This is a genomic window from Lysobacter sp. Soil_C_15, from assembly GCF_057657315.1.
In genome coordinates, this window is the sequence record NZ_JBDGIR010000002.1 from 631199 (window position 1) to 645048 (window position 13850).

The window sequence follows — 13850 nt, forward strand, 5'->3', positions numbered from 1 at the left end:
TTCGGATACCGCACACATGTCAAGCAGCACGCTCTACACGAAAGAGAACGCAGTTCTGTCCCAGCTCATCCGCGAAATGCGTAATGCAGCTGGCCTCACTCAAGCGGCCTGCGCTGAGGCGCTGGGTAAGCCGCAGTCCTATGTAAGCAAGATTGAAGGCGGAACTCAGCGCATCGATCTAATTCAACTAAAAGAATATTGTTCTATCTGCGGTGTATCACTGACAACATTCGTCAAACGTTTCGAGACAAAACTATGAGCAGACCGATCACGCGACTAACACACCCCCAGAAATTTATGACGGAAAATCAGGCACTAAAACAACGGATTCCGCAGTCGCTCCGACTGAGAGACCTCTAGTTCAGCACTCAAGTCCGCAGACAACAGTGATGGATAATCGTTCTTTGAATTAATGATGCGAAGATAGCGCAAGCGCTCTTCTTACATTTAAGCAGCTCGATTTTTGCCGAATCATTATCAGATGCCAGTACGAGGTTCGCTTCTATTTTCAATTCACCGTTCTCGCGATCGCGATCGGTAGGGAACGGCGCCGCTAGCCACCTTTCATAAGCGGCTCGTGAAGCATGTAGACTTCCACCGAGCAAGGGATAGTAAAGGGGCGAGCAAAACATTGAAATATGCGCGAGGTGACCGAGCAAACATGTCTAACTTAAGACCTCCCGGCGAAGCCTCAACACATATTCTTGCGAATACACCTCACGATCTCGCACTGCGCTCGCGCTAATCCTAAGATCCCGCGCATAAGTTGGACCCGGATTGAGCCCTGCCGTGCCTCGATATGCCTCCAGATCCGCAGCCTTTACCAATGTGTTATCCATATCAAACAGCAAAAGCTCGATCATAATAAGGCCTCCTATGCCCTTAAAGCTCTCAACGCCTTTGTGTTATGACCACCACCAATAACCACCCCTAAAATGCCAGCACTATTAAACGACTGAAAAAGTAACCTGCTTAACACGACCTGACAATTCGCGATGGACACGCATTAACCCGCACTTCGAGAACATTGGCAGTTCCGCAGCTGCACGCCCCATCGATACCAAGCAAACCTCCCACTCCATCGCACGTGGATACGCATCAAGCCACGTGGTATCAATTCCAGGGCGCTTCCGCACCAACGCCTCTTTGAGTTTATCCAAATAATCTTGATTGCTTGAAAAGAATAATTCACAAGTTCTGCGCGCTTGCTCATAGAGATGGCTCATAGGCGACGTGGCTGAGTTCTTAACAAAATATAAAATCTTGTTCACAGGATCTGCAAAATCACAGAACTCAAACTTAGACTGCCCTCCGCCAAAGAAAATATGACGAGCATCCATATGCACAAGACGCGGGGTAGCAGCGCAAGCCGCAGAGTTATATGTGCCTTCATCATCAGCCCCATTCCAGGGTGGCGGGGCGAACGCGCTTGCATTCAGCTTAACCAGAAAATCAGCCAATTTTACGTCGAGGCTGGGTGACGCCTTGTACCACTTCCCCGAAAATATTATGAAATGGCCATCTCGATTTACGTAATCGAACGAAAGAGCATCTTTAACTTTTATAGCCCCCACCCGAGCCCCAGAAGCCGCATCAACGATATGAACGATTGACTTAGCAGAGGCCTCGAGGGACGCCGCGGCTCCCGACAGAGAAGCAATCCATTCAGGATATTGCAACGACCAGGACCTCGCATGCGCCCTTGCGCGCCAGCGCCCATAGCTGAAATATATATCCTGATCAAAAACCTCCAAAGAAACCGGAGGAGTCAGCCCCACCCGCCCATCAACATTCCCGCCAGATATCTCCCCATTTAATATTGCATCCAATGCTGAGATATCTGACTTTGATTCGACAAGGATCAGATTGTCAATGTCCGGAAATTTACTTTTATACCCATACCCAAGCCGCCGGCTAGCCGCATGGAGGGCTTTGGGCAACTGATCTATATCAACATCAAACCTAAGGGGAGCTCCGCCGCGTACATTTCCAAGAAAAGGCGGAATCCTAGACACCCCTTCAACTGAAAATACGAGATCCCGGTCGCTTTCGTATCCGAACTCATACAAAGTCGCGACACTTGGTGATCGCTCGATGGACCTATGCCGCCTCGCAAGTACCTGCTCCGATCTCAGCTGGCGCAAGTCGTCGCCCGCAATTGTGTTCAATGCGACACGCCGACCAAAACTGTGATCTATCCAGTCGTTTTCCAGCTTCATCCAAGCATGGCCAAAAGTAACTACGAACAGTTTCTTATTAACCCTAACCGCAAGCAGGCCAGCAGGACTCTGAGAAACTAGACCAGCAAGAGCGGCGACTGGAACGTAGACTCCACCAAGGATCTTTACCCAATGCGGAGGCTCAGCTTCTTGAGGGATCGCGTAAAACGCTCCATTAAGACCACCAGTTAGAGCCACGCCCCGACCGATCCTCGCCAGAAACGCCCCCAATTCAATATAAGAGCTCTTTCTAATCAGAAAGACAGTAACTGGCAAGCTCGGCATACCTTCTCACCCAAATGATCGGCACTCACTCAGAAGACAAGCACTTATAAAATCATTCTTAGTCAGGCAGGCGTGCCTTCACTTTGATATTGCATCTACAACACAACGCCCCCTTCTATCGAATGCGTCCTTCACGCAATCGACAACGCAAAAAGCAAGCGTTCCAGGCCATGCTCTGCTGCTGGCTAGAAATTTTCGGCACGATAGACATGCATCGCCTCGACCAAGCCCAGGTTCGCGCTAGTGTTTGAAGATCAGGCGGGTTTCGTCCTTGGGCCGAATATTTTCTCCCCAGCGGGCGTCAGGCTGCTGGCGGCCATCAGTTGGATTTTCTGATTCCAAGGCTTACCGGCGTGGCGGTCGAGTTGCTCGACGGTGCCACGACCTGTTTCGTACAGGGCGTGATCGGGGGCGGCATCCTGCGGCGTGCTGCGCCTGGGCGATGCGGGCGTGGGTGCGAGGGCCGCGGTTTGCTGCCGGTCTGCATCCACTTCGACCGGGGCCAGGTCGGTGACTTTCAGCGCTTGTTGCTGGCGCTGATAGGTCGCGTCCAGCCGCGCAAGGTGTTCGGGATAGCCCTTAAGCATTTCAAGCAATTTGGACAGGACCTCGGAAGGAATCAATCCGGCATCAAAATTCCCACCTCATGGCATCGGCAGCTCGGTCATGCGCGCGAGTATCTTGGGAAGGTCGCGATGCAGGGCCTGTTGCTTTTTAAACCCCCTATGCACTGCCTTGGTGACTTTTGGATCGGCCAGCCGGGCCTCGCGGGCTCGCTCGAGCACCGCTCCGGGCGGCGCTGGGTCGATGCGGCCGTCATAGATCTCCAGGCCATCGCAATTGAAGATGCGGATCGGGATTTTTGCTTGATCGCACACGCGATCCAAGTTGCTTGGCATGTTCTCGTAGCACTGCTTACGGAAGGTTTCCTGGTGATAGAGACCGTGACCGTCCCTGAGGAAGCCACTCAGGAAGCGCACATCGACGGCGAGTTCGCTCTCCAATCTATGCACGGCCACGACTCGGACTTGAACTTGATAGCTCTCGACCTGCAGTAACCGTATCTGGTCGAGCAGGCTTTCCGCGTCGCTCAATGGGGTATCGATGACGATGTTTTTACGGTCTCGAACCGCCACCTCTTGCAAGGCGGCGGCCCAGAGGCCGACATCATGGTCGGTATCGAGAGGCCAGGTGTATGGGCTCGCGTTGCGCAGCTCGCGCACACCCGGCCAATAGCTGCGGAGCCTGTCCGGGTCGATCATGATCAGATCATGGCCCAGGTCTGCTTTCGCCATGCCTATCAGGGTGCTTTTCCCTGCGCCCGGCTGGCCCACCAAGAAGATCGCCCGGGGTTGGGAGTGGGATGCGGCCTGCTCCATGCCGCTATCGGGAACGATCCGATCCCAGAAAATCATCTCGCCGACTCTTATGTCCAACGCGCGCTCTTGCGATGTCATTCGAATGCCTTCCTGTGCCGCTTGAAGTAACGCCCAAGCCCGTCGGGATCGCTGTCGAAGCTCAACAGCGCGCGGCCCATCGTCGATCTTGCGCGTTCGGCCTCGTCGAACAACCCGGGGTTTCGGTCGGCCCGCGCGGCTTCCAGCTGTCGAACGGCCTCTTGAAGGAAACAGTCGAGCCGGTTCTGAAGTGCCCAGATGGCCTCGTCCAAGGGCTGCGCTCGGGGCGTCGGCTGTGCGAATTCATTCAGGACGGTTTGTAAGCTTTCGATATGCCCCGGGTAGTCCTTGAGCAATTCGCGCAAGCTGGACGGGACTTCCGGGGGCGGCAGCTTGGCCTTGAATAGCCACATGCGGTGTCCTCTTCCTGAGCGGGGCATTGGGGCCGGATAAAAGTCCCCTATTCCGAGGCCGGCTTGCAAGCCTTACGCGGCGGTCTCGGCGCAAATTGTTCGATCGATCGCGTTGAACGAACGAAACCCGCAACCGTGGGTTGCGGTCGTGCCGGGTCAGGCCGTGTTTCGACGTTCGCGATGCGTGGACGAATGTGCCAACTCGCCTGTTTGGTCTAGTCCTCGTAACGCCCCGTGCCTTCGCGATCGCGCTCGTAACTATGCGCCAGCGGAAACGGCGGCAGCCAGGATTCGCGGCGGACGGTCCACAGTTCGTAGGTGGGTTGGAACCGGTCGGGCGCGTCGAGGGCGCCGAGGTTGAGTTCGACTTCGTCGCCGCTGCGGCCGAACACCGGCGAGCCGCAGTTCGGGCAGAAGTGGCGGTTGCGGTAGTGGCGGGTGTCGCCTTCGACGCTGACCGCGTCGGCGGGGAAGATCGCCGAGGCGTGGAACAGGGCGCCGTGGTGTTTGCGGCAGTCCAGGCAGTGGCACAGGCCGACCCGGTAGGGCCGGCCGGTGGCGACGACGCGGACTTGGCCGCACAGACAACCGGCGGTGGTTCGGTCCATGCGGGGCTTCCTTCGAAGACGACCGCTGCCCGGTGTACGACGAATCCGGCGGCGTTGCAATGCGAGCCGTGCGCGGTTTCGGCGCTCAGCCGCGCCAGTTGGCGTGCGCGCTCCAGAACTCGACGCTGCGCCGGTAGGCCTCGCGGTCCAGCGCTACGCCGGAGCCGCCCTCTTCCACGCCCAGGGCATTGCGCATCATGGTGATCGGGGCCATCGGGGTTTCGACCGGTTCGGCGGTGTACATGCAGCCGACCACGCCCCAGTCGGCGTCGATGGCGGTGCCTTCCTTGGCCAGTTGCTCGCGGCTGTAGAGGATGACGATCAGGTACTCGGCCACCGGCGGGTCCAGGCCCTCGAACCAGCGCACCAGCACCGGCAGTTCGTCCTTGGTGCGGGCCTCGTAGCCGCTGCGCAGCAGGTGGCGGTTGGCGTCGGTGATCGGCACCGCCAGGCAGCGGGTGCGGGTCCAGTTGCGGTGCACGTGCAGTTTGCAGAACGGGGCGTAGCCGTCGAGCACCTTCAGCGGCGGATGGTCGTTGAGGTGGCGCTCGAACTGCTCCGGGGCGATGTCCTGGATGGTGTTGCGGCGCGGTTCGCGCGGGAACAGGCGCGGGCGGGCGAAGTCGGTGAGGACGATGGTCATGCGGGCATTATCGCGGAGCGGCCGCGCGTGGCTACGCGCGTTGCGGTCCGGCGCGCCGGCCTGCCCGGGTCGTGCGGCCGGCGCGGGTCAGCCGGCGAGGCTGCGGAACACGGCCGGGCCGCAGGCGTCGCCCTGGTCCTGCCGGGCCAGCCACGGCTGCGCGGCCAATGCCGGCGTGCACGGGCCGAAGCTGCAGACGCGGATCGGGCGCTGGGCGGCCTGTGCGCGCAGGCGGTCGAGCACTTCGGCCAGGATCGCGCCCTGGAACGGGGTGTAGAGGTAGAACACCGTGCCGAATGAGATATCCGCATGGCGCGCGTCGGCTTCGACGAACCGCACCGTAGCCAGGTGGAGATCCGCGGCGGCCCGGCGCGCGCAGGCCACGTAGGCCGGCTCCAGTTCGATGCCGACGGCCTGCGCGCCGGTGCACAGGGCGGCCAGCAGCGGCACGTGGCCGAGGCCGGAGCCGAGGTCGACCAAGACGTCGTCGGCGCCGAGTTCGCTGGCGCGGATCAGCGCCAGGATGTGGCGGGCCGGGGTGGGCTGGTAGAACACCATCTCCGGCGCCAGAGCGACTTGCGGCGCCTGCGGTTCGCCGAACGGCAGCACGCCGGCGATCAGTTCGTCGAGCAGGTCGTAGGCTTGCGGATCGCTCGGCGGCGTCCCGCCCCAGCGGTCGGCGTAGCGCAGCAGGCGCGCGGCGCCGTGGCCTTGGCGGAGGTCGTCGCGCAGGTCTTGATAGAAGGCGGCGTTGAGCGCCTCCAAGCGGTCGGCGGCGGCCTGGGCGCGTTGCCGCAGCGGTGCGTCGTCGGGGGCGATGTGGGAGAGCCAGGCGTCGAGGCGGTCCAGCGCTGCGAGCCGGTCCGGCAGACGGCCCGGTGCGTCGAGGGCGGTGTCGTGGTCGAGCTGCGCCAACAGGGCGCGGAGTTTTTCCATGCGCGCAGTGTAGGCGGTGGCGGGGCCGGACGCGCTGGCGCGATGCCCTCACCCCTGCCCCTCTCCCGCCAGCGGGAGAGGGGAACGAAGGCAGGGCGCTGAAGGCTCCGGATCCCCGCGTTCGCGGGGATCACGTTCGCAGGGGGCGGCGCGGTCGCTCCTCTCCGGGATGGCGCCGCGAAGTTGCCGATCACTCCGCGCGGAAGAACTCCAGCCGCCAGTCCAGCAAGGTGCCCGAGCCGCCGAGCACGTCGTCGGTGACGCGCAGCTTCCAGACGCCGTTGGCGACCTTGTCGGTGAAATCGAAGGCGTGGTCGGGGCTGGGATTGATCGGGCCGTTGGCGTGGTCGCGCAGCAGGTGGACCTGGCCGTCGGGGGCGATCAGTTCGACCTTCAGGTCGGTGCGATACGGGTGATTGAGGCGATAGACCAGGTGCGCCTTGCCGCCGTTGCCGTCGACGCCGCTGACGGTCAGCGGGCTTTCCACCGCGGTGTTGTCGTTGATCAGGTAGTCGGTGGGGTTGGAGAACGCGGCCGGCGGGCGGCCGTCGTAGCCGGCGCCGTAGCTGGCCATGACGCTGGCACCCTGGAGGTCGGTGGCGGCCTTCAGACGCAGGAAGTAGGTCATCGGGAAATCGGGTTGCGGGTCGCGCTCGACCCGGCAATAGCTGCTCCACAGCCCGGTGGTGCGGCAGTGGAACTCGGTATCGGTCGGCGGCGCGCCCTCGCGCACGTACAAGGTGCCGCTGCCGGTGCCGAAGCCGACCTGGGTGTCGAGGGCGAAGCCGGGCGCAGAGCCTTCGGGTTTCATGATGTTGAACAGCAGCGATTCGCCGGCGCGCAGCGACAGGCCGACGCGGGTGACTTCGTTGGGCAAGCGGTTGGCGTCGAGGTACGGCAGCACCGTCAGTTGCACCGGCAGGCGGTGGGTGGTCGAATCGCCGGTGGCGACGACGTTCGCCTGGTACTGGCCGGGCACGGCGTCGGCGTTGGCGGTGAAGGCGATGCTGGTCGGGCCGTAGGGGTAGACCGTGGCCGGGCTGAAGCGCGCGTTGACCCCGGGCGGCAGGCCTTCCATCGAGAACACGATCGGCTGGTTCCAGGCATGCAGCGGGCGGGCGTTGATCTCCAGCCAGCCGCTGATGCCGGCCTGCTGGGTCACCGCGACCAGGGCGCGGCTGCGCCCGACCGTCCACAGGGTGAAGTCCGGCGCGGGATTGACGTACAAGTCGAACGCCACGCTGCGCACCGTGCCGCCGGAGGTGCCGGTGACCCGGATCGGGTACTTGCCCTGCACCGCCTGCGTCGATGCCCTGAAGCTCAGGGTCGAACTGACCGCCGCCTTGGCGCCCGGGTGGACCGGGTTGAGGCCGAAGTCGGCCTCGACGCCGGCGGGCAGGCCGCTCACCGCCAGAGTCACTGGCTCGTTGTAGGCGATGCCGGTGACGGTGACCGGCAACTGGCTGCCGCCGCCGATCGGGGTGATGTGCTGGGTGCCGCTGACGCTGAGCTTGTAGTCCGAATCGGCGGTGACGGTGAGGTTGAGCGTGGTGCTGCGCACGCGATCGCCGTAGTGGCCGCTGACGGTGATCGGATAGGTGCCGACCGCGGCATAGGGGGCGATGGCCAGGGTGAGCTTGGAGCGCACGCTGCCGCCGGCCGGCGGGGTGAGCTTGCCCGGAAAGAAGCTGGCGCTGACGCCGACCGGCAGGTTCGATGCGGACAGCACGACGGACTGGTTGAAGCGGTCGACGCTGGCCAGAACGACGTAGCTGGCGACCGAGCTTTCGCGACTGCTGGCGACGGTGCGCGGTTCGACGCCGAGGTTGAAGTCGCCGACGGCCTTGACGCCGGACGGCGCCGGGGTTTGAGCGTGTACGCCGGCGGTGGTCGCCAGCGCCAACAGAGCGAGAACGCAGGCGCGCACGGTGAACGCACGCAGCCGCCGCAGCGGGATAGCCATGGGGGACCACTCCTGAATGAGGGGAAAGCGGCGACCGCCCCTGTCGCCGATGCCGTCGGGCGCGGCGATCTTCCCAGAACCCCGGCGGCGCGATTGAGAAAATCCGCATGGTTCGCGATGCGCAAGCGTGCCTGCGCCACAGTCCTGGCGCATACGCTGGGCGATGTTTCGCGGTCGCGATGCGCGCCGCGGTGGCAGGCGCGCGCCACGGCGCGACGGCGTGATGGGCGTCGCGGATCATGGGCGATTGAAGGGGTGGGCCTTGCCGTTCTCGGGCGGCGGCAGGACCACTGCGCCGCAGGTCGCGATGGCGCGGTCGCGGCTCGTAACCGAAGGAAATCCCGGCGGGGCGCCGCTCCCACTCTGGCGGTTTCGTGGTCGCTGTCTGTGCGCCGCCCCCTGTAGGAGCGGCGCGAGCCGCGACCACCGAAGCCAGGGTCGCAAGCGTCTCCCGCCGAGGCTCGGACCGCGGCGGTGCCGCCGCGAAACTTGGCGATCGGTCGATCCGGGTGAGTACGCGGCGTTCCACCGCTTCGGCTGTCGCGGCTCGCGCCGCTCCTGCAACAGCAGCGGCGCGGAAACGAAAAGGCCCGCTTGCGCGGGCCTTTCGTCGCAACCAATGCAGCGGCGCCGATTACATGTTGCGGCGGTACTCGCCGCCGACGTCGTACAGGGCGTGGCTGATCTGGCCCAGGCTGTGGGTCTTGACCGCTTCCATCAGGCTGGCGAACACGTTGCGGCGTTCGCGCGCGGCGGCCTGCAGGCCGCGCAGGCCGTCGCCGGCGTAGCCGTTGCGGCCGGCCTGGTAGGCCTGGACGTTGTCGATCTGCTGGCCCTTCTCGCTTTCGGTCGAACGGATCAGCTCGATCTCGGTGACGATGTCGCCGCCGTGGTCCTTGGGCAGGAAGGTGTTGACGCCGACCAGCGGCAGGCTGCCGTCGTGCTTCTTGTGCTCGTAGTACAGGCTTTCTTCCTGGATCTTGCCGCGCTGGTACATGGTGTCCATCGCGCCGAGCACGCCACCGCGTTCGCTGATCGCCTCGAACTCCTTGTACACCGCCTCTTCGACGATGTCGGTGAGCTTGTCGACGATGAAGCTGCCCTGCCAGGGGTTCTCGTTGAAGTTCAGCCCCAGCTCCTTGTTGATGATCATCTGGATCGCGACCGCGCGGCGGACGCTTTCCTCGGTCGGGGTGGTGATGGCTTCGTCGTAGGCGTTGGTGTGCAGGCTGTTGCAGTTGTCGAACAGCGCGTACAGCGCCTGCAAGGTGGTGCGGATATCGTTGAACTGGATTTCCTGGGCGTGCAGCGAGCGGCCCGAGGTCTGGATGTGGTACTTCATCATCTGGCTGCGCGGGTCGGCGCCGTAGCGCTCGCGCATCGCGCGGGCCCAGATCCGGCGGGCGACGCGGCCGATCACGGTGTACTCCGGGTCCATGCCGTTGGAGAAGAAGAACGACAGGTTGGGCGCGAAGTCGTCGATCTTCATCCCGCGGGCGAGGTAGTACTCGACGATGGTGAAGCCGTTGCTCAGGGTGAAGGCGAGCTGGCTGATCGGGTTCGCGCCGGCCTCGGCGATGTGGTAGCCGGAAATCGACACCGAGTAGAAGTTGCGCACGTTCTTGTCGACGAAGAACTGCTGGATGTCGCCCATCATGCGCAGGGCGAACTCGGTGCTGAAGATGCAGGTGTTCTGGGCCTGATCCTCTTTCAGGATGTCGGCCTGGACGGTGCCGCGCACGGTGGCCAGGGTCTTGTCGCGGATGCGCTGGTAGGTTTCGGCGTCGACGACCTGGTCGCCGGTGACGCCGAGCAGGCCCAGGCCTAGGCCGTCGTTGGTCTCGGGCAGCTGGCCGCTGTACTGCGGGCGCTGGCGGCCTTCGAACAGGGCGTCGATCTTGGCCCGCGCCTCGTCCCAGCGCGACTGGTCCTCGCGCAGGTACTTCTCGACCTGCTGGTCGACGGCGGTGTTCATGAACATCGCCAGGATGATCGGCGCCGGGCCGTTGATGGTCATCGACACCGAAGTGCTGGGCGCGCACAGGTCGAAGCCGGAGTACAGCTTCTTCATGTCGTCCAGCGAGGCGATGTTGACCCCCGAATTGCCGATCTTGCCGAAGATGTCCGGGCGCACGGCCGGGTCTTCGCCGTACAGGGTGACGCTGTCGAACGCGGTCGACAGGCGCGCGGCCGGCTGGCCGACCGACAGATAATGGAAGCGGCGGTTGGTGCGCTCCGGGGTGCCCTCGCCGGCGAACATCCGGATCGGGTCTTCGCCGGTGCGGCGGTAGGGGTAGACGCCGCCGGTGTAGGGGTAGTAGCCCGGCAGGTTTTCCTTCTGCAGGAAGGTCAGCAGCTCGCCCCAGCTCTTGTAGGTCGGCGCGGCGATCTTCGGGATCTGCTGGTGGCTCAGCGACTCGCGGTAGTTCTCGACCCGGATGACCTTGTCGCGGACCTTGTATTCGTTGACCTCGTCGGTGATCGACTTCAAGCGCGCCGGCCAGTCGCGCAGCAGCTTCAGCGCTTCGGAGGTCAGCGACTGGACGGCGTCGTTGTAGCGCTGGCGCAGGGTCAGCAGGGTGCGGTCGGCGGCCTGGCCGTCGCCCAGCAACGCTTCGCCGGCATACAGGTCCAGCGCCTTCGGCAATGCAGCGTCTTCCAGATCGCGCAACGACTGCCAATACGACTGCGCCCGGTCGGCGATCTCGGCCTGGGTCTCGATCTGCCTGTTGATCGAGCGGCCCTGCTCGGCGATCTCGGCCAGGTAGCGCACCCGGCTGCCCGGGATCAGCACGGTCGCGCGCGGTTCCTTGAGCGAAGTATCGATCTGCGGATCGAAGCTGCAGCGAACGGCGCCGGCCGCCGATTCCACCTTGCCGACTCCCAGCTTCTCGCGCAGCAACCGGCACAGGTTGGCGAACATCCAGCTGATGCCCGGGTCGTTGAACTGGCTGGCGATGGTCGGGTAGACCGGGACGTCTTCGTCGCGGGTGCTGAACGCGACGCGGTTGCGCTTCCACTGCTTGCGCACGTCGCGCAGCGCGTCCTCGGCGCCGCGCTTGTCGAACTTGTTGAGCACGACCAGCTCGGCGTAGTCGAGCATGTCGATCTTTTCCAGCTGGCTCGGCGCGCCGAAGTCGCTGGTCATGACGTACATCGGGAAATCGACCAGGTCGACGATCTCCGAATCGCTCTGGCCGATGCCGGCGGTTTCGACGATGACCAGGTCGTAGCCCAGGCTGCGCAGGAAGCCGATGCAGTCCTTGAGCACGGTGTTGGTGGCCGCGTTCTGCCGGCGGGTGGCCATCGAGCGCATGTAGACGCGATGGCTGCGCAGCGAGTTCATGCGGATGCGGTCGCCGAGCAGCGCGCCGCCGGTGCGGCGGCGGGTCGGATCGACCGAGATCACCGCGATGCGCATCTCGGGGAAGTTGGCCAGGAAGCGGTTGAGCAGTTCGTCGGTGACCGAGGACTTGCCGGCGCCGCCGGTGCCGGTGATGCCGACCACCGGGGTCTGCTTGCGGGACTCGGGACTGGGGACTCGGGATTCGCCTTGAAGGCCCGAAGCCCATTGCTTGCGCAGCAGCGCCAGCTCGGCTTCGGAGAAGATTCCGGTCTCGATCGCGGAGAGCATGCGGCCGATGCTGATCTCGTCGTCGATCGAAGCCTTGCCGAGCAGCAGCGAGTCCCGAGTCCCGAGTCCCGCATCCCGCGCGTCGCTGGCGCGGCGCACCACGTCCTCGATCATCGCCACCAAGCCCATGTGCATGCCGTCGTTGGGGTGGTAGATGCGCTCGACGCCGTAGGCCTGCAGCTCGCGGATCTCTTCCGGGGTGATGGTGCCGCCGCCGCCGCCGAATACGCGGATGTGGCCGGCGCCGCGTTCCTTGAGCATGTCGACCATGTACTTGAAGTACTCGACGTGGCCGCCCTGGTAGCTGGACAGGGCGATGCCGTCGGCGTCTTCCTGCAGCGCGGCGCGGACCACGTCCTCGACCGAGCGGTTGTGGCCGAGATGGACGACCTCCGCGCCCTGCCCCTGGATCAGGCGACGCATGATGTTGATCGCCGCGTCGTGGCCGTCGAACAGGCTGGCGGCGGTGACGAAACGCAGCGGAGTGGCGTCGGGCTGAGCGGCGGGAACGTTGGCAGCGGTGGTGCTCATGGGCATCTCGATACGCGTTGCGGGCTGCGCGTATTGTAGCCCCGCGCGGGCGCCCGCGTTCGCGGGCTTGCCGTGCGGTGGGGGATGGTGCTAGGCGGGTTTACCGCGAACAAACCACGGCCGCGACGCAGGTCGCGGTCGCGACCCCGCCTTGCGGGGGCAGGAGCGGCGCGAGCCGCGACCAAGCGCAGTCGCGACCGCAAGCGCCTTCGACCGAACCCCGCAATGTGGCCGCCGCAGATCGGGGCGATCTTCGGTTGCGGGTACCGATGCGGCGTTTCACCGCTTCGCTCGTCGCGGCTCGCGCCGCTCCTGCAGAGGCACGACACCGCCACCGTGCGCCAGCCGGATGCAGCGCAGCTTCAGTAACCCGACAGCGGTCTGAACGCTGGGCGAGACCGGGTCAACAGACGGCGCGGGTCCGGCGTTGTGTCGATGACCGGCGGGTGGCCGCCGGCTACGAGGAGAACGACGATGGCGATGCGTGCGTGGATGATGGCGGCGGTGTTCGGCGTGGCGACGATGGCGGGCGTAGCCGCGCCGGCGGCGCAGGCGCGGACTTATATCGATGTGGACGTGGTGCGGGTGGCGCCTCCGCCGCCGCGCTACGAACGGGTCCGGCCGCGGCCGGGCTACGCCTGGGCGCCGGGGCATTGGCGCTGGACCGGGCGCGGCTACGTCTGGGTCGGCGGGCATTACCTGCGGGGGCGGCCGGGCTATGTGTATGTCGGGCCGCGCTGGAATCACCACGGCCCGGGTTGGCGGTTCCGCGACGGTTACTGGGTTCGCCGCTGATCGATGGATCCGTCTGGGACGCAGTGGGTCAAGCCGCGCGGCGACGATCCGAAAACCGCTCTGCGGTCCGCGGCTTAACGTCCTCCGCTCCCTCGTCACTGCCCGCGCGACGGCGACGACGCCGTGCGGGCTGTGTCGATCGATAAGCGCCGCCCGGCCGAGCCCCCCGGCTGGCCGGTCGGCGCCGGACCGCGTCGCGACCGTTCCCCGGCGCCGCCCTGGCGGCGCATGCGCTTCGCACGGGCGACGCCTCGCAGTCCTTGCGCGATCGCGACGAAGTCCTGGGACCTCGCATCGGTTCCGGCAATCGAAGCCAACGCGCTCGCGGCAGCGACGCGGACACCGGCACCGCCGCCTACAGACGCAGGGTGTCAAGCCGAGCGTCGACCGCCGCAGCCCCGGTATCGGCTTGCGGCTTGACGCCCT

The 13850-nt window shown here is 64.4% G+C and carries 11 protein-coding genes; 2 read left to right on the forward strand and 9 right to left on the reverse strand.

Going from position 1 to position 13850, the window contains the following annotated elements; translation table 11 throughout:
* The first annotated feature begins 16 nt into the window (after positions 1–16).
* On the forward strand, positions 17–259 hold the full coding sequence (locus tag AC3A57_RS06880) for a helix-turn-helix domain-containing protein (protein WP_487578212.1): 243 nt from the start codon (positions 17–19) through the stop codon (positions 257–259).
* Positions 260–947: 688 nt separating this feature from the next.
* On the opposite strand, the gene AC3A57_RS06885 is transcribed toward AC3A57_RS06880, so the two are convergent.
* The 9 genes from AC3A57_RS06885 to AC3A57_RS06925 all read right to left on the reverse strand — a co-directional run bounded on the left by AC3A57_RS06885 (position 948) and on the right by AC3A57_RS06925 (position 12629).
* Complete coding sequence (locus AC3A57_RS06885; RefSeq protein ID WP_487578213.1) at positions 948–2504, reverse strand: TIGR04141 family sporadically distributed protein; 1557 nt, start codon at positions 2502–2504, stop codon at positions 948–950.
* A 254-nt stretch (positions 2505–2758) separates the two neighbouring features.
* Positions 2759–3127, reverse strand: a complete 369-nt coding sequence (locus AC3A57_RS06890) for an XVIPCD domain-containing protein (protein WP_487578214.1) — start codon at positions 3125–3127, stop codon at positions 2759–2761.
* A 21-nt stretch (positions 3128–3148) separates the two neighbouring features.
* On the reverse strand, positions 3149–3961 hold the full coding sequence (locus AC3A57_RS06895; RefSeq protein WP_487578215.1) for a zeta toxin family protein: 813 nt from the start codon (positions 3959–3961) through the stop codon (positions 3149–3151).
* Positions 3958–4314 (reverse strand): hypothetical protein, encoded by a 357-nt coding sequence (locus tag AC3A57_RS06900; protein WP_487578216.1) that lies wholly within the window; start codon positions 4312–4314, stop codon positions 3958–3960. The genes AC3A57_RS06895 and AC3A57_RS06900 overlap by 4 nt, the downstream gene beginning before the upstream one ends.
* Positions 4315–4529: 215 nt before the next feature.
* Positions 4530–4922, reverse strand: a complete 393-nt coding sequence (locus AC3A57_RS06905) for a GFA family protein (protein ID WP_487578217.1) — start codon at positions 4920–4922, stop codon at positions 4530–4532.
* An 85-nt stretch (positions 4923–5007) separates the two neighbouring features.
* Positions 5008–5565 carry a DUF3228 family protein gene (locus AC3A57_RS06910; RefSeq protein ID WP_487578218.1) on the reverse strand — a complete coding sequence of 186 codons (558 nt, stop codon included), beginning with the start codon at positions 5563–5565 and terminating at the stop codon, positions 5008–5010.
* Positions 5566–5652: 87 nt separating this feature from the next.
* The gene (locus tag AC3A57_RS06915) at positions 5653–6501 is read right to left on the reverse strand and encodes a methyltransferase domain-containing protein (RefSeq protein WP_487578219.1); all 849 of its coding nucleotides are present in this window, start codon (positions 6499–6501) and stop codon (positions 5653–5655) included.
* Between the two features lie 190 nt (positions 6502–6691).
* Complete coding sequence (locus AC3A57_RS06920) at positions 6692–8464, reverse strand: proprotein convertase P-domain-containing protein (protein WP_487578220.1); 1773 nt, start codon at positions 8462–8464, stop codon at positions 6692–6694.
* A 634-nt stretch (positions 8465–9098) separates the two neighbouring features.
* A complete protein-coding gene (locus tag AC3A57_RS06925; RefSeq protein ID WP_487578221.1) occupies positions 9099–12629 on the reverse strand; it encodes a methylmalonyl-CoA mutase family protein in 3531 nt (1176 codons plus the stop codon).
* Between the two features lie 474 nt (positions 12630–13103).
* On the opposite strand from AC3A57_RS06925, the gene AC3A57_RS06930 reads away from it, so the two are divergent.
* Positions 13104–13424 (forward strand): YXWGXW repeat-containing protein, encoded by a 321-nt coding sequence (locus tag AC3A57_RS06930; protein WP_487578222.1) that lies wholly within the window; start codon positions 13104–13106, stop codon positions 13422–13424.
* Positions 13425–13850 lie beyond the last annotated feature (426 nt).